This is a genomic window from Pseudomonas sp. PA-1-3F (genome assembly GCF_021609665.1).
GTDB classification, from domain to species: domain Bacteria; phylum Pseudomonadota; class Gammaproteobacteria; order Pseudomonadales; family Pseudomonadaceae; genus Aquipseudomonas; species Aquipseudomonas paracarnis.
Window position 1 is genome coordinate 163863 of sequence record NZ_WJZD01000008.1, and the last position, 18483, is coordinate 182345.

Below are 18483 nucleotides of genomic sequence, written 5' to 3' on the forward strand. Positions count from 1 at the left end.
CTCCTTAGCCACATTTTCCGAAACGTGATGGTTTAGATTTTTCTGTTGCGACCCAGTTGGAATGGTTAAAGGGGACGGATTTATTTGATCTTTAGCATTCACTTGACAGGTGTTTATTAAATAAAGCCGTCTTCTTGTTTGCCGCAATTACCCGATAAGTTTGTAGTAGGCGCTTCCGTTCGTTGCAAGAAAGTCTTGCAGCTCAACATCGTCAACTGATGAGCCTTCCTGAGATGTCATCCATGTGTTGTCTTCTATCCAAAACGAATCATCATTGGCTTGAATGAGTATCTGAATTTCAGTTATGAACTTCCTCATAAAAAGCTCAAAGCACGAAGAGATGACGGTGACTTGCTCGGGTTGGTCGGGGGTGTAGTAAGCGATGAAGTGGGAGCCTTTTTTATTTTTCAAATCCAGATAGCCGAACGCATCTCCGGCACTGGTGCCCGCGAATGCCCAAAATTTCATGGCTAATGAATTGTCTGCTTGCCAGAAATCCATAACATTTTCATAAAGGTTCAAGCCCAGCTCGCGGTTTTTGAAACCTAAAAAACAGTAATCAAGAATAGATGCCCCGTTGGTCTCCATCAGGAACGCCATGTACTCCTTGTCAAGCCCCCCGGTGACTTTTCCCATGTTTTTCAGAACAACCATAGTGCCATATGATCTAAATAGCTTAATCTTTTCAGGGTCGGTTGAGAGGTTTTCAATGCTTGAGACTATGTCTTTCATGGTTAATTAACCTTGTTAATATGTTCGGCGATGACTTTGTCGATTTCCATCGCTTTTTTCACGATTTGGGCACGGGTTGGCTTAGGGTTAGTTTTCCGGAAGCTTGCCCACATTGGACTTACTATTTTTCTGTGAACGTTTCTTGGCAACCCTTGCAGGTTTGACAACGAAGTTCGCATGGATTCAGGGAACAACTTTTTAACGCCGATATACATCTGAGGAATTCGATGATGCACTTCCATTTTCAGACGCCCTCTGAATTTCTTCATTCGGGCGTATGCTTTGAAATAAGGTCGCAGGTGACATTTAAGACCCTCAGGGTCTATCCAAGCAATAGGGTTGGGCGCATAGACGTATAGATTCTGCCCACCCAACAGACCAATCGGGTCGGGAGTCGTAAATCGTCCTATATCGGGATCATAAAACCTGAACGTATTGAAATGCAGCCCTGTCTCCCGGTCCAGATACTGTCCTTGGAGCCGCAGGTTTTGCTCTTCAATATAGTAAGGCTCGCGCACCTCCTCCACCGTGTTGCCCCATACCGTATACGTCGCACGCCAAGTGTCACGTCCGTCTGCTTCTGTCAGACGTTCGGGTAAACCGTTGAGGTCGTTGTGGTAATAGCGAATTTTTTGCGACGGGCTGACACCGTCCACGCGGGCTAAAGGCTCGCTTCCTTCTTCCTCATAGACATAAAGGCTGGTCTGGCTATGTTTGTGCTCCTGCAACAGCCTCAATCCATCCCAGGTAAATCGCGTCACGCCCAATCGATAGCCATCGTTGTCATGCTCGGTTTTTTCGACGCGACGGCCCAACGGGTCGTACGTCATTCTGACTACACTGCCGTTTGCATTGTGCACTTCGACCAGTCGGCTTTCAGCGTCGTAGGCAAAACGCTGTAAGCCGCGCGCAGCGCTACGCTTTTCAATCATTCGTCCAAGAGCGTCGTACGTATAACGTTTGTCCTGAAATGTCAGCAGGCGGTTATGTCGTACCAGACCGCTTTGTTGTGGTCCGTCCAGCAGGTTGGCCGCAGCATCATAGGCATAGGTCTCGCTCCGTCCACCCCATTGGCTGACGAGGATGCGTCCGGAACTGTCGTAGCCCAGATACTCTTGACGATCATGCTGGCGGTCAACACGGCGGCGTCCGATCAGGTTGTCGCTAGGATCGTAGCTATAGTCGGTCTCTACCAGTGGTGGCAGCTGCCACGGCTGATCGATGCTGCGACGCTGGCGCGAGCGGACCCTTCCACTTCGATCATAGGCGGTACTCGTCTTGAGTTGACCCTGGGTACGCTGCACTTCGCGATGCAAGCGATCACGCTCGAAGTCGCTGATAACCTTTCCATCGAGATTCAACTGATGCAGGTGGCCACTGCCGTAATACAGGCGGTTCAGCCATCGACCATCAGGCAAGCCGGTTTGAATCAGATTCCCCAGTTCGTCGTAACGATGCTGCACAGATCCTGCCGAGCTTTTCTCCTCAAGGAGCTGCCCCATGGCGTTATAGCTGAAGCCAAGTGATTGCTCACTACCATCAGGCGCCGTGAAAGTAACACCGACCAGTTGGTCGTTGAGGTCGTGCTCGTAGCTGGTGGTACCGTCCGCAGTTATTTTGCTGACCAGGCGTCCCACGGGATCTCGCTGAAACTGATGTGACAGCGGCGCTACCGGCTCACCTTCCGTCCCCGGCAGGTAGTCAACGGCGACGACATCATCCAGCGGATCATAGGTGTAGCAGCGCCGGCTTTTATCCAAGTCTTGCTGCTGCACCATGCGGTCGGCTGCGTCCCACTCAAAGCGATAACTCTCACCGTTCTCGTTGGTCAGCTTGCTCAGACGTCCGTAGGCATCATGATCGAACATGACCGAACGGTTATGCGCGTCCCAGCGCTGTTTGACCAGACCGCGAATGTCATAGGCATAGCGTGTGGTGCTACCGGCAGGGTCTACGTGGGCAGTCAGATAACCATTTGCGTTGCGTTGGAATTGTTCGACGCGGCCGTCCGGAAGCTTACATTCCAGAAGCAGCGCCTGAGGGCCGTATCGGTAACGCACCGATTCACCTTCGGCATTGGTCTGCACGACCAGATTGCCAAACGCGTCATATTGATAACGCGTCGAATAACCGGAGCAATCGACTTCTTCGACCAGTTGGCTCCACTCGTTCCAATGCAATGTTCTGGTTTTTTCCGTCGCATCGATGATGCGCACCGGCTGTCCGAAGCCGTCATAGACATAGCGCGTGCGGTTGCCCAGTGGATCGACTTCCTCAATGCAGTTGCCACGTTGGTCGTAGCGGTAATGCCAACTATTGCCCGCAGGGTCGGTTTCAATCTGAGGCAATGCCCAATGCGCAAGCCATTGTGTGCCACGGGTCCTGCCCAGCGGGTCGGTCACTGTATTCAGGTTGCCGGAGTCGTCGTAACAGAAGCGCCATCTGCCGTTCTTTGGGTCAATCGCGCCTGCAAACTGGCGATCTTCGTTCCATTTGAATTCCCAGATATCGCCCGCGTTATCAACGTATCGGGTGATCTGATATTGCGGGTTCCAATGCCGAGTGCTGACGCGCATCAACCCATCGGTGACGCGTGTAATGCCCGCATCCAAGTCGTAGTCGAAGGTGTATTCATCGCCCGCATCTGTCCAGTGCCGACTGACGCGCCATTCCTGGCCGTCTGGTCCAGGTACTTGAGCCCATTGGTAGAAGCAACGCAGACCACTCGCCAATTGGTGCTCGACCATGCGTCTGCTGCTGTCGTAGGCAAAGCGTCGTAGGGTCGTGCCCTGGGCATCCAATACTTCGGCAAGATCGCCGTTGCTGTCATAGTGATAACTGACAAGTACGTCGCTGCGTGCATTGAAATGGTCCTGGCGCAGGTATCGCCGCTCGATGTGGCTCACACGACGCGGATGCTGAGTTGTATAACTCAACTCGACGTGCATGAAATCATGGGTGTCACGCAAGCGGTGAAGCCTTCCCTGGGCATCGTAATCGAGAAAGATCCGCCCTTCATTGCGATCACCCAGCAGGTGCAAGCGCATCCGTGAGTTGTTCTGCGGGTCGATTTCGAACAGCCGATACAGACCGTCGATGCTCTCGATCAATACTGCGCCATCACCGCTGCGTCTCACCGCGAGGCCTTCGCCGGGATCGAACGCGCCACCGGACAACGGGATATAACCGATCTCCAGGCGCCGTCCCTGCTCATCGATATAGAAAAGGTTTTCATCGGCATCTATTTCGACGGACACCTCATAGTCGACGCTCCAGCCTGCGCCGAAGAGGCCATCGCGACGTGTATCGAGACTGTTGTAGAAACGTTGCCAATCGATAGGGAGCAGACCGGGCAGAACAAAGTCCAACTCCTCCTCTTCGCCCAGTACCTTGGCCCCCGTCGCGCTGTGCACCGGATTGGGCGAGCCATTCATGGCGCTCTTGAGTGCCGAGGTTACCTTGGCGGTCCCGTAAGAGATCGCGCCACCCACCAACGCACCTCCGATCATGCACGGCAGCTTGGTCCAGAAACATTTCAGGTTGCCGCGCAACGCCATCACCACGGCAATCGCCAGCCCCACCCCCGGCGTTTTCCCGCTACGAATTTCCTGCACCACAATGGTCTCGCCACCAATGCGCACATCCGGCGAAATCAGGCCCTCAGCCGTTCCAATCTTGGCGTCACAGGTACTGCGATCCCCGCTGCGTGCCGCAGGCTGCCCGTTGATGAACACCGAACTGGAACCCTCGGCAATGAACTGCAGCGGCATAGGCGGATGCTTGTTGCATGCCACGGTATCCAGCGGGCACGGCTCGGTGCCGGGGGCGGGCGAGGCGACGGTCGGGCGCCACATCTGCGAGAAAAACTCCCCGGCCATGTCCAGGAAGCTGGGTGCCGGCGGCTCGCTGGGCGCGACCGGCACGGCGGTCATCTTGCCGGCTGCACGGGCAGCTTTTTTGCCATTGATAAACACGTTGTGCGAGCCGCTGGTGATGAACGCATCGATTACTGGCGGGAACACCCAGTTGGCGGCGGACTCGCACCAACTGGATATTTTCAAGTCAGCCCCCGTGAGCCCAGCGGTGATGCCGACGACCGCGCCCACCACCAACACCAGGGCCACACCGCCGGTGGCGATGGTCGCACCGGTCGCGAGGAACACTGCCCCGGCAACGGCCAGGCAGCCCACGGTAGTGATCGCCGCATAGGCGGCCACTTCCAGCACACCGCCGAGAATGTCGGCCATCACCGAGGTGTGCAGCAGTGCGTCGCCTTCGCGGGCGGCCCAAAGGTCCTCACTCATTGCTCAGGCTCGACTCAAGGCGTGGCAAGGAAGTTGAGTGTGCTTTTCAGCGTTGCCCAGTGCGCCGCCTCGGCCGGGCCCAGGGGCTGGGCCTTGACGTAACTGAGGGCGATCAAGCGACGTGTGCCCGGTATCTGCATGGCCAGCTGATATTGGTAAATGTTGTCGCTGCCTTTGCTGAAGTGGTTCTGCACTTCAAACGCGTCGATGTCCTGCGCTGGACCGACCTTGACCGCTTGCGCCGGGGAATAGCGAAGGTCCTGGACCTGCTGTTCGAGTTTTTTCAACTGGCCTTCGAAATTGCTTTGCAGGCTCTCGCCATCGGCCAAGGGGCTGCGGCTCACCACCAGGGTAGTGCTCAGCTTGGCGAACTTGAGGATATTGATCGAGGTGTCCTGTACCTCGGCATCGGGCAGGGTGAATTGGGCTTCGTTGATCAGGTAGTTCATGGTGGCGAAATCTCGTTATTGACCAGCACCGGGCTTACCGGGGAATTTTGACTCGACGGCGGACTTGATCGTGCTTTGCACGCCTTGGGCACCGGGCGATGTGCCCTTGTCACTGCCCAGGTTGATGTCCAATTTGCCCTTTGTCTGGATCTTGCTGCTGCCGCTGGAAAACAGGTTGAACGAGCCGCAGGTCAGGTTGATGTCCCCGCCTGCCTTGAGCTCGATCACGCTGTCGCCGCACACCAGGCGAAGACTCTCGCCGGCCTCGATGGTGTAGTGCGTGGCGGCGCTGTCGGACTTGGCACCGCCCACGATCACCGTGTCGTTGTTGCGCACAACCCGCAGGCGATTGCTGCCGATGGTCACCGTCTCGTTATGCCCAATGCTCTTATTCCGGTCATGCCCCACCGAGTGGCTTTCATCCACCTCCACCACGATGTCCTGGTTACGCTCGGCATGGATATACAACTGCTCCAACCCCTTCTTGTCCTCCATGCGGATTTCATTGAAGTTGGCCGGCGTGCCGCCTTTGCTGGAGCGGCTTTTCATGCCGCTTTGGGTGGCGTTCTCCGGCAAGTCGTAGGGCACCGTCTGCTCAGCGTTGTACACCCGCCCGGTGATGATCGGTCGGTCGGGGTCGCCTTCGAGGAAGCTGACGATCACCTCTTGGCCGATGCGTGGAATCTGCATCGAGCCCCAGTTCTTGCCGGCCCAGGATTGCGACACACGAATCCAGCACGAGCTGTTCTCGTTGGATTGGTCGTGGCGGTCCCAGTAGAAATGCACCTTCACGCGGCCGTACTGGTCGGTCCAGATTTCCTCGCCCTTGGGGCCTACCACCAGCGCGGTCTGCGGGCCTTTGACGATGGGGCGATGAGTGTTGGCCAGCGGGCGGAAACTCTGTTGGGCGTCGATGCAGGTCAGGCTGCTTTCGAACTGCGCCGAGCCTGAACCGCCACCGCTTTCCAGGCTTTCCTGCACGATGAAGTAACGGCAACCGACGATCAGGTATTCGCGGTTCTGGTCCTGGCGGCTGAAGCCAGTGAGGCTGAACAGATGGCCCGAGCCCAGGCCGCGCGCATTGCCGCTGAACTCGATCTGTTCATGCAGGGTTTGCAGGGCCTCAATGCGGGTGCGCGCATAGTGTTCGCCGTCGGCGCTTTGCACGTAGGTGCCGGGGTAGTCGTACAGTGGGTAGTCGCCGGCGGTGTGCGGGCGCGGCATGGCCGAGCGCACGTCGATGCTCGCGCTGGGGCGCTGGAAGTCGTAGTCGTTAAGCTCCAGCGAGCCCGGCTGCACCTCCTGCGCCAGGTGCCAATTGTGCATATGGTCGCGTTCGCGCTGCTGCTCGTCCTTGGGGTAGTAGGGGATCGACGCGTAGCCGGGCACGCTGGTGTGGGCGCCATAGGCGTCGGCCAGCACCAGAACATGGCGGTCCTGTTCATGGCGGAAGAAGTAGTAGATGCCTTCCTGTTCCATCAGCCGGCTGACGAAATCGAAGCTGGTCTCGCGGTACTGCACGCAGTACTCCCACTCGCGATACGGCCGGCTGAGCGCGTCTTCGAAGTCGGAAAAACCCAGGTCACGGAACACCTGCTTGATGATCTGCGGGATGCTCAGGTTCTGGAAGATACGGCAGTCGGAGGTCCGGCTGAGCAACCACAGCCAAGGGCGCAGGGTGACTTGGTAACTGGCGAACTGGCCTTTGTCGATGTTCTGGCTGCACCGCGCAACGATCCCGTGGAAATGCCGCTCGCCGCCGTCCGCCAGTTGCAGGCCGACGCTCATCGGTTTACCCAGCAATTGGTTCAGGTCGATGTTGGCGTCCAGGGACGTCAGTTGCAGCTCATAGTTGAACAGCCGGCCCAACTCTTCACCGCCGCCCATTTCGTTGAGCAGCAGCACATCCGGCCCGAGGGGGCTGTTGATCTTGGCCAGGCGTGAGGCTTGGTTGAATAGCATCGGTAGTCCCGTAAATACCGTCATCACTGACGGAACCGGATCAACTGTGGGAGCTGGCTTGCCTGCGATAGCGGTGGATCAGTCAACATCAATGCTGAATGTCAGACCGCTATCGCAGGCAAGCCAGCTCCCACACTGACCGTATTCCAACAATAGTTATTCGGTGTCGCTGAAGTCGTAGTGCAATTCATTATCCCGACTGCTGATCCGCACCCCCGCCAGTGCCTTGCCTTCCAACATGCGCGTGAGGAATTCGCGGCTCATGTCCGGCAGCAGGCTGTTGGTGAGGATGGTATCGATCATGCGCCCGCCACTTTCGGTTTCGGTGCAGCGCGAGACGATCAGGTCGACCACTGCGTCGTCATACTCGAACGCGACTTTATGGGTGTTCTCCACACGCTTCTTGATGCGGTTCAGTTGCAGGCGTGTGATCGCCTTGAGCATCTCGTCGCTCAGCGGGTAGTACGGGATGGTCACCAGGCGACCGAGCAAGGCCGGTGGGAAAATCTCCAGCAACGGCTGGCGCAGGGCCTTGGCGATTTCCTCGGGCTCGGGGGTGTTCGCCGGGTCCTTGCAGACGTGGGAAATCAGTTCGGTACCGGCATTGGTGGTCAGCAGGATCAGGGTGTTCTTGAAGTCGATCACCCGGCCTTCGCCGTCTTCCATCACGCCCTTGTCGAACACCTGGAAGAAAATCTCGTGCACGTCCGGGTGAGCTTTCTCCACCTCATCGAGCAGCACCACGCTGTAGGGTTTGCGCCGTACCGCTTCGGTCAGCACACCGCCTTCGCCGTAGCCGATATAGCCCGGTGGCGCGCCCTTGAGTGTGGACACGGTGTGGGCTTCCTGGAACTCGCTCATGTTGATGGTGATGACGTTCTGCTCGCCGCCGTACATGGCTTCGGCCAGGGCCAGGGCAGTTTCGGTCTTGCCCACACCCGAGGTACCGGCCAGCATGAACACGCCAATCGGCTTGCTCGGGTTGTCGAGACCGGCGCGGGAGGTCTGGATGCGCTTGGCGATCATTTGCAGGGCATGGTCCTGGCCGATGATGCGTTTCTTCAGGTGCTGGTCGAGGTTGAGCACGGTTTCCAGTTCGTTGCGGGCCATGCGGCCCACCGGGATGCCGGTCCAGTCGGCGACCACCGAGGCCACGGCCTGGTAATCCACGGTCGGCAGGATCAACGGGGTCTCGCCTTGCAGGGCGGTGAGGCGCTGTTGCAGATCGACCAGTTTTGCACGCAGTTCATCGTTGCCGCTGTCCACAACCCCGGCCTTCTCGCGCAGGGTTGCGCGGGTGGCGAGCAGCTCATCCACCAGGGTTTTCTCTTCGGCCCAACGGCTTTCCAGCGTGGTCAGACGCTCACGTTCGGCGGTCAGCAGCGCTTCGCTATGGGTTTGACGCGCTCCAATGGCAATGCCGATCGCATGCTCACGGGCGATGATTTGCAGCTCGGTTTCCAGGGCTTCGATACGGCGACGGCTGTCGTCCACTTCCGCGGGGACCGCGTGCAGGCTGATGGCGACGCGGGCGCAGGCGGTGTCCAGCAGGCTCACGGACTTGTCCGGCAACTGGCGCGCCGGAATGTAGCGGTGGGAGAGCTTCACCGAGGCTTCCAGAGCTTCGTCGAGGATCTGCACCTGGTGGTGTTTTTCCATTGTGGAAGCCACGCCGCGCATCATCAGCAGGGCCTTGTCTTCCGACGGCTCGGCAACCTGTACCACCTGGAAACGGCGGGTCAGGGCCGGGTCTTTCTCTATGTGCTTTTTGTACTCGGCCCACGTGGTGGCAGCCACGGTACGCAAGGTGCCACGGGCCAGGGCAGGCTTGAGCAGGTTGGCCGCGTCACCGGTGCCGGCGGCGCCACCGGCACCTACCAGGGTATGGGCTTCGTCGATAAACAGGATGATCGGCTTGGGTGAAGCCTGCACGTCTTCGATGACCTGGCGCAGGCGCTGTTCGAACTCGCCTTTCATGCTGGCGCCGGCTTGCAACAGGCCCACGTCGAGGCTGCGCAGTTCCACGTCCTTGAGCGCAGGCGGTACGTCACCGGCGACGATACGCAGGGCGAAACCTTCGACCACGGCGGTCTTGCCCACCCCGGCCTCACCAGTGAGGATCGGGTTGTTCTGGCGCCGACGCATGAGGATATCCACCAGTTGGCGAATCTCCTCGTCACGGCCCACGATTGGGTCGAGCTTGCCGCTGCGGGCCTGTTCGGTCAGGTCCACAGTGAAGCGCTTGAGCGCTTCCTGCTTGCCCATCGCGCTGGGCGCCATGGCACCGCTGGCCTCGCCAGGGACGCCGGCATTGAAGCCATCGCTGGCGCTCAAGGCATTTTCTGGCGAGTCACCGACGTATTCATCAAAGCGCTCGCTCAGGGCCTCGGCCTTGATCTTGTCGAACTCGCCGGACAAACCCAGCAGCGCATGGCGCAGGCTCGGTGTCTTCAAGATGCCCAGCACCAGATAACCGGTGCGAACCTGGCTTTCACCGAACATCAGGCTGCCATACACCCAGCCGCGTTCCACGGCTTCTTCCACGTGGGACGACAGGTCGGTGATCGACGTCGAGCCACGCGGCAGGCGATCCAGGGCTTCGGTGAGGTCACGGGCCAGGCGCGCCGGCTCCACGTTGAACTGGCGGATGATGCGGTGCAGGTCCGAGTCCTGCAGTTGCAGCAACTGGTGAAACCAGTGGGCCAGTTCCACATACGGATTGCCCCGCAACTTGCAGAACACGGTGGCGGCTTCGATGGCTTTGTAGGCCACGCTGTTGAGTTTGCCGAACAGTGCGGCGCGACTGATTTCACCCATGCTCTGGATTCCTTGAGGTGGTGGCGTGGTCGGCGTAATGCCGGGCCAGGATTAGATCGTTGGCGTCATGCGCAGGTTGGCCGAGCCAGGTGTTGAAGCCCAGGCGGAACTGGCCGTTGAGTTGCAGCGCCGGAACTTCGGGTTGTTGCAAAACCAGGTTCAAGTCCCAGTCCAATTCATGGCCCAGGTACTCGGCCACCCAGGCCACCAGCTCGTTGAACGGCTGTTGGCCGGGCAGCATGCCCATGTAGTCATCCAGCGTGAGCGGGCCCAGGCGGATGCGGAATTTGTGCTGGCGGTCCCACACGTGGCTGCCCAGGCAGAAGTCCACGCCCAACTGGTTGGCGCTGACCCCCACGCGGCTGCGTTCGGGCAGTTCCAGCCATTGGCCGACGTATTCCTCGATCTCTACCGGCAGGCCGAAGTACTCGCTGAGGATCGCTTTCAAGCCATCCGGGTAGCGGGTTTGCGCCGACAGATGGCCGCTGTAATGCAGCTTCGCGGTATCGGGGATCAGCCCTTGATTGAGCAGGCTCGGCATCCCGCGGCCACTCAGGGCGGCGAGGCGGGCGGACCAGTAGTCATCGTCCGGGCGGTCATGGCTGACCGTTGGCCGCGCCTCGGCCCAGGCCCGATAGAACAGGGTCAGCAGGCGATGGTGGAATACATCCAGGAACTGCTTGCTGGTGCTGTCGGCGTTGTTGCGTTGGCGCTCGCGCACGTACTCGGTGATGTGCAGCGGCAGCGGCCCGTTGGGGCCGCCGAGGCCGAAAAAGAACTGCTCCAACCGCGCCGGCTTGCCGTCGCCACCGGGGTCGACCGAGGCGAGGGTGGCGGGTGCGAAGGTGCAATCGGCCTGCTGCCCCAGGCGCAGCGGGTCATCGGCCAGGCGTAGGGAATGGCCCAGGCGTGGCAGCTCGGGCGTTTCGCACTCGATACGCCGCAATGCCTGGAAGAAGTCATATTCCCAGGGCTCCTGGTGCATCGCGTCCAGGGTTCTCACAGGGTCGGACGCCGTCCGGGCTTGGCTTTCCATCGCATGATCTCGCCGCGTTCGGTGGTACGGATTACCGTCTCGGTAAAGCTGTTGATCGACACGTAGCGTGCCAGGAAGCGCTCCAGCACTGCACCGAGCAGGAACACGCCGGTGCCGCGAAACGCGTTTTCATCGAACTCCAAGGTGATTTCCAGGCCGCGGCCAAACACAATCGGGCCAGGCATCGGCAGGCGTCGAGTCACCGCCTTGCTGCTGACTTCGCGCAGGCCTTCGATCTGCAATTGCAGGGCGGCGTCATTGCTGTCGCCGTACAGGCGCAGCAGTTCGCGCAAGGCGCCGGCGCCCTGGCCCTCTTCGCTCAAGGACAGGTAGTTGAGCGACAACTGGCTGATCAGGCGCCAGGCCTTGGCGTCATGCGCATGGCTGGCACGCGGGCGGCTTGGCCCGGCGACGCACCGCACGGCCAGTACCGGCGCACTGTCGGCCAGGGTGAAGTCGGTCTTGCCGTTGCCCACGCTCATGAACAGCGGCAGGTCCCGGTTGGTGCACAGTGCCGTCACGCCCAACTGGCGCAGGTCATGGCGATACGGCGCCTGGCGGCTGTCCACCAGGCTGACGAAGGTTTCACTGCCCACATAAGTGGAGCGCGGGCCATTGCGGCGCTGATCGCTGGACAGCACACGCGGCTCGCGGCGCACGCTGTAATACGCTTGGTCGCGGCCATAGCGCGACGGATCGCGCACCGCATAGAACGGCAAGAACGGCTGCTCCGGTCCGGTGCCATGGCCAGTAATGCCGCTCAAGGAGTGAATCTCGAAATCCATCGGCCGCGTACGGTCGGCGATCACGTGGTGTTCATTGACCCGGTCGGACAAATGGATGCGGTCCACGCGCTTGGGGAACAGGTTGATGGCGGGCGTGCAGAACGGCAAGAACTGCGCCGCGCCGACACTGCCTTCCAGGCTCGGTTCGTGGCGGTCGAACAGCACGATCAGTTCCAGCTCCTGGCCGTCACACCGTTTGACCGCACGGCTCAACTCGGCGAACTCAACGAACAGGAAGCGATGGGGCAGGGCGAAGTACTCCTGCAACAGGCGATAGCCCTGGAACGCCCGCGCTACCACCGGCATGGCCGCATCGGCATCATCGAACCCCCGCGAGCGCAACGCGCCCTGGGGCAGGCGCTCGACCCAATCGCCACCGGGCTGGCGCGCAAACACCGCGCAGGCGTTGCCCAGTAGTTGTTCGTAAAGACGAAACGGTTGTTCATCAGCGCCGCTCAGGTACAGCGGCAAGGTATCCAGGTCGAGGCTGTTGAACGGCAGCTCGGCACCGGTGCGCAGGGTCAGGCGCAGGCCGGCCTTGGCTTTCGGTTCGCTGGCGGCCAGGCGCCCGAGCACGGCGGCGGGGTTGCCGAAATATTCGGCGTTGTTGACCTGCAAAGGCCACAGCGTCACCGGGTGCGCGGTGCGGTACTCGCAGCAGGTCTGGGTTTCACGACCCAGGGCGGCACGCAGCACCGTATCACGGGGTAGCGGGAAACCGCCGGCCAGGGAGCCTTCATCGGGGTCGGTCTGCAGTTGCACTACGGTCATCGACGGCGTCGGTGCCAGGTAGTGCGGGTAGGCGATTTCCAGCAAGTTGTGGGTGAAGGTCGGGTACTCGGCGTCGAGCTTGAGCTGCACGCGGGCCGTGAGATAGGCGAAGCCTTCAAGCAAACGTTCGACGTACGGGTCGGCGCAGTCCATACCGGACAGGGTCAGCCGACTGGCGATCTTCGGGTATTCCTTGGCGAACTCGGCAGCGCTTTCGCGCACGTGGTGCAGTTCCTGGTTGTACAGCTCCAGCAGGCGCGGGTTCATGGGCGTCTCCGCTGGTCGGCATTCAGCACGCGCACATGGCCGGACTCCAGGTCCACGTCGGTCTGCAACAGCAAACGCAACGGCACCGGCTGTGCCCACAGGTCGCCTTCAATCTCGAAACTCAGGGCGTTGTGATTCATCTCGCCATGGCCCATGCGCGCCTTGACCCGCAATGTGTGGCGCAAAATACGCGGCTCGAAGGTGGCGATGGCCTGGTAAATCAAGGCTTCCAGGGCTTTGATATCGACGCTCGAAGCGCTGTTGCCCGCCAGAGCCGGCAGGCCGTAATTGACCACCGAAGTGCCGGCCGGGGTGTGCAGCGTGGCATCGGTATCGAGTAACGAGGTGGTGTTAAGCAACCACGCCAGGTCACGCAGCACCGAGGCCTTCAATTGGGTCAGGGACAGCACGCGTTTGTCGGCGCTTTCCTTGGGGTTGGTCGGGTCTTCGTCGGTCAACCGGTCCAGCAGGGACGGTTGCAGACGGTCGCGGGAAGCGATTTCAGTTACCACCAAAGCAGCTCCACGGACGGGTTGCGAGAGGGACACAATGGCCGTGGCACCGGGCCACGGCCACAAGGGCTATCAGCGTTTGGTGTTGGAACGGATGTTCCAGCCAAACTTGATGGCGCCGCCGTCTTTGGTGCCGTCGGCTTTCTGCGGCTGGTAGTCGACCATCACTTGGGCAAAGTTCAGGGTGACGTTTTCGGTCAGGCGATCATCGCTGCCCGAACCGCCGGTGCTCAAGGAGGTGACCAGCACTTCTTCCAGGTTGATCACCATGTACTCGACCTGGCTCTCGCCACCGGCCTTGCGCACGGTCAGCTTGACCTTGTCGATGTGCTTGCCGCTGGCGCAGTGCATCATCAGGTTGGGCGAAGCCTTGTCGACGTACTTGGTCAGCGACAGGTCCTGGATATTCACCTTGCCCGCGCCACCGCCACCGCCGACGTGCATGTTGCCGGACTGGGACATGCCCCAGCTCCAGTTCAACACATCGATTTCGTCCTTGTGGGCCTTGTCCATGGACTCGCCCTTGATGTCGCCGATCTTGATGAAAATATCAACAGCCATGTTTTCTCCCTGTGTGGCCCATGCCACTTGATTGGGTGATCGTTCCCACGCTCTGCGTGGTAACGCGTCCTGTGACGCTACGCGTCACCGGGACGCAGAGCGTCCCGGGCGGCATTCCCACGCGGAGCGTGGGAACGAGCTAGCTCAATCGTTACTTATGCGCTTTTTGCCGAAGGCAGTTTCGATACCAGGCGCAGCGACACCGTCAGCCCTTCAAGCTGATAGTGCGGGCGCAGGTAGAACTTGGAGTTGTAATACCCCGGGTTGCCTTCGACTTCTTCCACGATCACTTCGGCCGCCGCCAACGGGTGCTGGGCCTTGGTGGTTTCGGTGGAGTGCGCCGGGTCGCCGTCGACGTAGTTGAGGATCCAGTCCTGCAACCAGCGCTGCATTTCGTCCTTCTCTTTGAAGGAGCCGACCTTGTCGCGCACGATGCACTTCAAGTAGTGGGCGAAACGGCAGGTGGCGAACAGGTACGGCAGGCGTGCGGCCAGGTTGGCGTTGGCGGTGGCGTCCGGGTCGTCGTATTCGGCAGGTTTCTGCAGCGACTGGGCGCCAATGAACGCGGCGAAGTCAGTGTTTTTCTTGTGCAGCAGCGGCATGAAACCGTTCTTCGCCAGTTCCGCTTCACGGCGGTCACTGATGGCGATTTCGGTCGGGCACTTCATGTCCACGCCACCGTCATCGGTAGGGAACGTGTGGGCCGGCAGGTTTTCCACTTCACCGCCAGACTCGATGCCGCGGATGCGCGAGCACCAGCCGTAGTGCTTGAACGAACGGTTGATGTTCACCGCCATGGCGTAGGCGGCGTTGGCCCAGGTGTACTTGGAGCTGTCGGCGCCGTCGGTGTTTTCTTCGAAAGCGAAGGCTTCCACCGGATCGGTCTTGGCGCCGTACGGCAGGCGTGCCAGGAAGCGCGGCATGGTCAGGCCGATGTAGCGCGAGTCTTCCGATTCACGCAGCGAGCGCCAGCCGGCGTATTCCGGGGTGGTGAAGATTTTGGTCAGGTCGCGTGGGTTCGACAGTTCCTGCCACGAGCCCATGCCCATCACGGTCGGCGAGGCCGCAGCGATGAAAGGCGAGTGCATGGCGGCGCAGACTTTCGACAGCTCGCCCAGCAGTTCCACGTCGGGCGGCGACTGGTCGAAGTAGTAGTCACCCACCAGGCAGCCGTAAGGTTCGCCACCGAACTGGCCGTATTCTTCTTCGTACATCTTCTTGAAGATCGGGCTCTGGTCCCACGCGGTGCCCTTGAATTTCTTCAGGGTCTTGTGCAGGTCTGGCTTGGAGATGTTGAGCACGCGAATCTTCAGTTGCTCATCGCTCTCGGTGTTATTGACCAGGTAATGCAAGCCACGCCAGGCGCTTTCCAGTTGTTGGAAATCCTGGTGGTGGATGATCTGGTTGACCTGGGCGGTGAGCTTGGCGTCGATGGCGGCGATGATCGATTCGATCGACTTGATCGCGTCGTTGGACACCAGGTCGGTTTGCGCCAGGGCCTGTTCAGCCAAGGTGCGCACCGCGGTTTCAACGGCTTCGCGGGCACGCTCGGTCTTGGGCTTGAATTCTTGCAGCAGCAGGTTCGCGAACTCGCTGGCTTCTTCGGTGGTACCCAGGATCTGGCTGCCTTCGCGGGCGGTATTGTCCGTCATGATTACTGCTCCCCTGCAGGCTTGGGCGCGCTGGCAAGTGCCTGAAGCAATGCCGGGTCCTTGATCGCCTTCATGATGATTTCTTCAGCGCCAGTCTTGCCGTCCATGTAGGTCAGCAGGTTGGCCAATTGGGTGCGGGCTTCGAGCAGCTGGTTCAGCGAGTCGACCTTGCGGGCCACGGCGGCCGGGCTGAAGTCGTCCATGCTTTCGAAGGTGATGTCCAGGCTCAGGTTGCCTTCGCCTGTCAGCTCATTGGGTACGTGGAACGCGACGCGTGGCTGCATGGCCTTGAGGCGTGAGTCGAAGTTGTCGACGTCCACCTCAAGGAACTTGCGGTCGGCCACGGGTGCCAGCGGCTCGGCAGGCTTGCCGGCGAGGTCGGCCATCACGCCCATCACGAAGGGCAGCTGGACCTTTTTCTCGGCGCCGTAAAGCTCGACGTCGTACTCGATCTGCACTCGAGGCGCACGGTTGCGCGCGATGAATTTCTGAGAACTTTGCTTCGCCACGTTGCTGCTCCTGGTCGCTTGAGCGACGGTGTTGTTACTGCACGGTCCGGCGGCTTACTCGCTGTCGGGGCCGCGCAGGTTTTCAAATTGGGACATGCCATCGGGAATCAGATTGCGAACGATGGCCGCAAAGTCGGCATGTACCAGATTCTTGGCTCGGTTCAACAGCACCGGCAGCGGGCTCGAAGGCTCGTGGCGGGTGTAGTACGCAAGGATTTTGTCGAGGCTGCGCAGCACATCGTCGCGGGTGGCGATGTCGCCCGTCGGGCGAGGGGCTGCGGGCGCGGCGGCGTCGACCGAGGGGGCATTGTCTTCACTGACGGCCTCGGGATCGCTGCTGCTGTCGGTGCCTGGCACCGCTTGATTGAGAAGTTGCAGGGCCTGTTTGAGCGGCTGCTTCAAGGCGCTGAGGTCCACGCCCTGGGCGGAACCGACTTGGTCATTGACCTGTTGCTCAATGGCCTCGCACGCCGTGCGCGCCGCGCTCAAGGCGTCGCGGGTGGCTTGCAGTTGTTCGGGGTCGCTGTCCAGGAACGCGGCGTTGAGTTGCTGGTTGCCCAACTGTTCATCGGCAAAACTCTGCAGGCCGCTGGCGTTGAGCGCGGCGCGCAGGCTCACGGGCCCGAAGGTGCGCGAGCGTGTCAGGATGCTTTCGCGCAGCAGCCGAATATTGGTTTCGCAGGTCAGGCCGGTAAGGGCGTTGATGCGCACGGTGGGGTCGTTGTCATCGTCGGCATCCAGGCGCGGGTGCAGATCGGCCCAGTATTGGCGCAGCAAGGCGTTGATCAGCGTGAGGACTTCGGCCAGCCCGGCCACACCCTGGAGGGCGAGGGTGCTTTGCAGCAGAAAGTGGGTGATGCGCAGGTCTTTGCTGCGCTGCAACAGGTCGAGGCTTTGCTGCTGGATGCTGCGCCACTCGGGCGGCTCAGCGGGCAGGATCGAGTCGCCCATGCTGCGTTCGGGTTGGCCCTTGGCATCACGTTCCAATTGCAGAAATTGCGCGTCATATTCCATGTCCCCGCCACAAGGCGACGTCGCGGAAACGGCGGTGAGCAGCAACGGCACATCCACTGAATTCGATCTCCTTATCGGCCCGCTGGATGGCGGGCAATTCATGCACTAGTTGCGTAATGAACTTTGCATGTTTTCTTGGTCATACACTCAGTGCGCCACTACTGTGCCATCACTGATGTTCAAGAAGTTGTGCATTTTTGGTGTAGTACTTATGGCTTGTCAAGGTAAGCTATTCGCCCTCTGTGACAGATGTGCGGTGTTTAACAACCTGCGCGACTGGCGAGTCGAAAGGCGCGCCCAGAGCGGATTTTTGTCATGGAAGCCAGTTAAGATCAGCGATCATGCTGGTAAAAGCAGATTTTGGCGGTCGTTTGTACGACAGGACGGGACTCTCCAGGGCGGTGCTGCCTCCTGGGTAGACTGCGCGCGATGTATCAGCAAGGAGGCAAGATGTCGCTGTGTTTGACTATCACTAGTTATCACAAGATCACCCCTGGGCAATGCCCCGAAAAGTCCATGGATCAGGGCGTGATGGCTATTGGCCGCAGTTCTGACAATGACTGGGTATTGCCCGACCCTGAGCGTCTCGTCTCTTCGCAACATTGCGTTATTCAATACAAAGATGGCCGTTATTACTTGACCGATAACAGCACCAATGGTGTGGAGTTGGTCAAGGCGGGTATTCGTATGCGTCGGGGTAACAGCGAGCCGTTGCAAGATGGTGAGTTGATCCGCATCGGCGATTACGAAATCCAGGCGCGTATCGACTTCAACGTGCAGGCCATCGACAGCCAGCCATTTGCCGGTGACTCACCCAACAGCTTTGAAGCGCTGATGGGCGCCGTGGCGAGCCAACCTGCGCCCACACCGATGATCGCGCCGCAGTTCCAGCGCGCCTCGGCCATGGAAACCTTGCCAGACCTGTTCGACTTCCTCAGCCCCACCGCCGTGCCGCCGCCTACCGTGGCGGATCATGTGCCGTCCGAGCAACACGATTTTCGCCCCCCGGCTCCAGTGGCCGGACCGGCGCCCGAAAAGCCATTGGTGCAAGGCTCGGTGATTCCCGAAGACTGGGACCTGTTCAGCGACGCGCCCGCCCCCGTCGTCAATGC

The 18483-nt window shown here is 60.0% G+C and carries 13 protein-coding genes; 1 reads left to right on the forward strand and 12 read right to left on the reverse strand.

Annotated elements, in window-relative coordinates; translation table 11 throughout:
* Nucleotides 1–147 precede the first annotated feature (147 nt).
* The 12 genes from GIV26_RS07920 to tssA all read right to left on the reverse strand — a co-directional run bounded on the left by GIV26_RS07920 (nucleotide 148) and on the right by tssA (nucleotide 17428).
* On the reverse strand, nucleotides 148–732 hold the full coding sequence (locus GIV26_RS07920) for an SMI1/KNR4 family protein (RefSeq protein ID WP_044269927.1): 585 nt from the start codon (nucleotides 730–732) through the stop codon (nucleotides 148–150).
* Nucleotides 733–734: 2 nt separating this feature from the next.
* Complete coding sequence (locus tag GIV26_RS07925; RefSeq protein ID WP_236280007.1) at nucleotides 735–5036, reverse strand: RHS repeat-associated core domain-containing protein; 4302 nt, start codon at nucleotides 5034–5036, stop codon at nucleotides 735–737.
* A gap of 14 nt (nucleotides 5037–5050) precedes the next feature.
* A complete protein-coding gene (locus GIV26_RS07930) occupies nucleotides 5051–5485 on the reverse strand; it encodes a DcrB-related protein (protein ID WP_054896056.1) in 435 nt (144 codons plus the stop codon).
* A 15-nt stretch (nucleotides 5486–5500) separates the two neighbouring features.
* The gene (locus tag GIV26_RS07935) at nucleotides 5501–7447 is read right to left on the reverse strand and encodes a type VI secretion system Vgr family protein (protein WP_054896055.1); all 1947 of its coding nucleotides are present in this window, start codon (nucleotides 7445–7447) and stop codon (nucleotides 5501–5503) included.
* A gap of 156 nt (nucleotides 7448–7603) precedes the next feature.
* A complete protein-coding gene (gene tssH, locus GIV26_RS07940) occupies nucleotides 7604–10264 on the reverse strand; it encodes a type VI secretion system ATPase TssH (RefSeq protein WP_072445651.1) in 2661 nt (886 codons plus the stop codon).
* Entirely contained in the window at nucleotides 10257–11300 is a 1044-nt protein-coding gene (gene tssG / locus GIV26_RS07945; RefSeq protein ID WP_034129114.1) for a type VI secretion system baseplate subunit TssG, read from the reverse strand. The genes tssH and tssG overlap by 8 nt, the downstream gene beginning before the upstream one ends.
* Nucleotides 11264–13123, reverse strand: a complete 1860-nt coding sequence (gene tssF, locus GIV26_RS07950) for a type VI secretion system baseplate subunit TssF (protein ID WP_054896053.1) — start codon at nucleotides 13121–13123, stop codon at nucleotides 11264–11266. The genes tssG and tssF overlap by 37 nt, the downstream gene beginning before the upstream one ends.
* Entirely contained in the window at nucleotides 13120–13635 is a 516-nt protein-coding gene (gene tssE / locus GIV26_RS07955; protein ID WP_034129256.1) for a type VI secretion system baseplate subunit TssE, read from the reverse strand. The genes tssF and tssE overlap by 4 nt, the downstream gene beginning before the upstream one ends.
* Nucleotides 13636–13707: 72 nt before the next feature.
* On the reverse strand, nucleotides 13708–14196 hold the full coding sequence (locus GIV26_RS07960; RefSeq protein WP_003195562.1) for an Hcp family type VI secretion system effector: 489 nt from the start codon (nucleotides 14194–14196) through the stop codon (nucleotides 13708–13710).
* A gap of 155 nt (nucleotides 14197–14351) precedes the next feature.
* Entirely contained in the window at nucleotides 14352–15848 is a 1497-nt protein-coding gene (gene tssC / locus GIV26_RS07965; protein WP_003195559.1) for a type VI secretion system contractile sheath large subunit, read from the reverse strand.
* A gap of 2 nt (nucleotides 15849–15850) precedes the next feature.
* Complete coding sequence (gene tssB, locus GIV26_RS07970) at nucleotides 15851–16357, reverse strand: type VI secretion system contractile sheath small subunit (RefSeq protein ID WP_003195557.1); 507 nt, start codon at nucleotides 16355–16357, stop codon at nucleotides 15851–15853.
* Nucleotides 16358–16411: 54 nt separating this feature from the next.
* Complete coding sequence (gene tssA, locus GIV26_RS07975) at nucleotides 16412–17428, reverse strand: type VI secretion system protein TssA (RefSeq protein ID WP_236280009.1); 1017 nt, start codon at nucleotides 17426–17428, stop codon at nucleotides 16412–16414.
* Between the two features lie 393 nt (nucleotides 17429–17821).
* On the opposite strand from tssA, the gene tagH reads away from it, so the two are divergent.
* Nucleotides 17822–18483 (forward strand): type VI secretion system-associated FHA domain protein TagH (gene tagH, locus GIV26_RS07980; protein ID WP_236280011.1); only part of this gene is annotated, 662 nt, incomplete at its 3' end.

Coding starts and splice junctions, on each gene's coding strand:
- tssG (WP_034129114.1), bottom strand. CDS start 11,300: ATGGAAAGCCAAGCCCGGACGGCGTCCGACCCTGTGAGAACCCTGGAC.
- GIV26_RS07935 (WP_054896055.1), bottom strand. CDS start 7,447: ATGCTATTCAACCAAGCCTCACGCCTGGCCAAGATCAACAGCCCCCTC.
- GIV26_RS07930 (WP_054896056.1), bottom strand. CDS start 5,485: ATGAACTACCTGATCAACGAAGCCCAATTCACCCTGCCCGATGCCGAG.
- tssF (WP_054896053.1), bottom strand. CDS start 13,123: ATGAACCCGCGCCTGCTGGAGCTGTACAACCAGGAACTGCACCACGTG.
- tssH (WP_072445651.1), bottom strand. CDS start 10,264: ATGGGTGAAATCAGTCGCGCCGCACTGTTCGGCAAACTCAACAGCGTG.
- GIV26_RS07960 (WP_003195562.1), bottom strand. CDS start 14,196: ATGGCTGTTGATATTTTCATCAAGATCGGCGACATCAAGGGCGAGTCC.
- GIV26_RS07920 (WP_044269927.1), bottom strand. CDS start 732: ATGAAAGACATAGTCTCAAGCATTGAAAACCTCTCAACCGACCCTGAA.
- tssC (WP_003195559.1), bottom strand. CDS start 15,848: ATGACGGACAATACCGCCCGCGAAGGCAGCCAGATCCTGGGTACCACC.
- GIV26_RS07925 (WP_236280007.1), bottom strand. CDS start 5,036: ATGAGTGAGGACCTTTGGGCCGCCCGCGAAGGCGACGCACTGCTGCAC.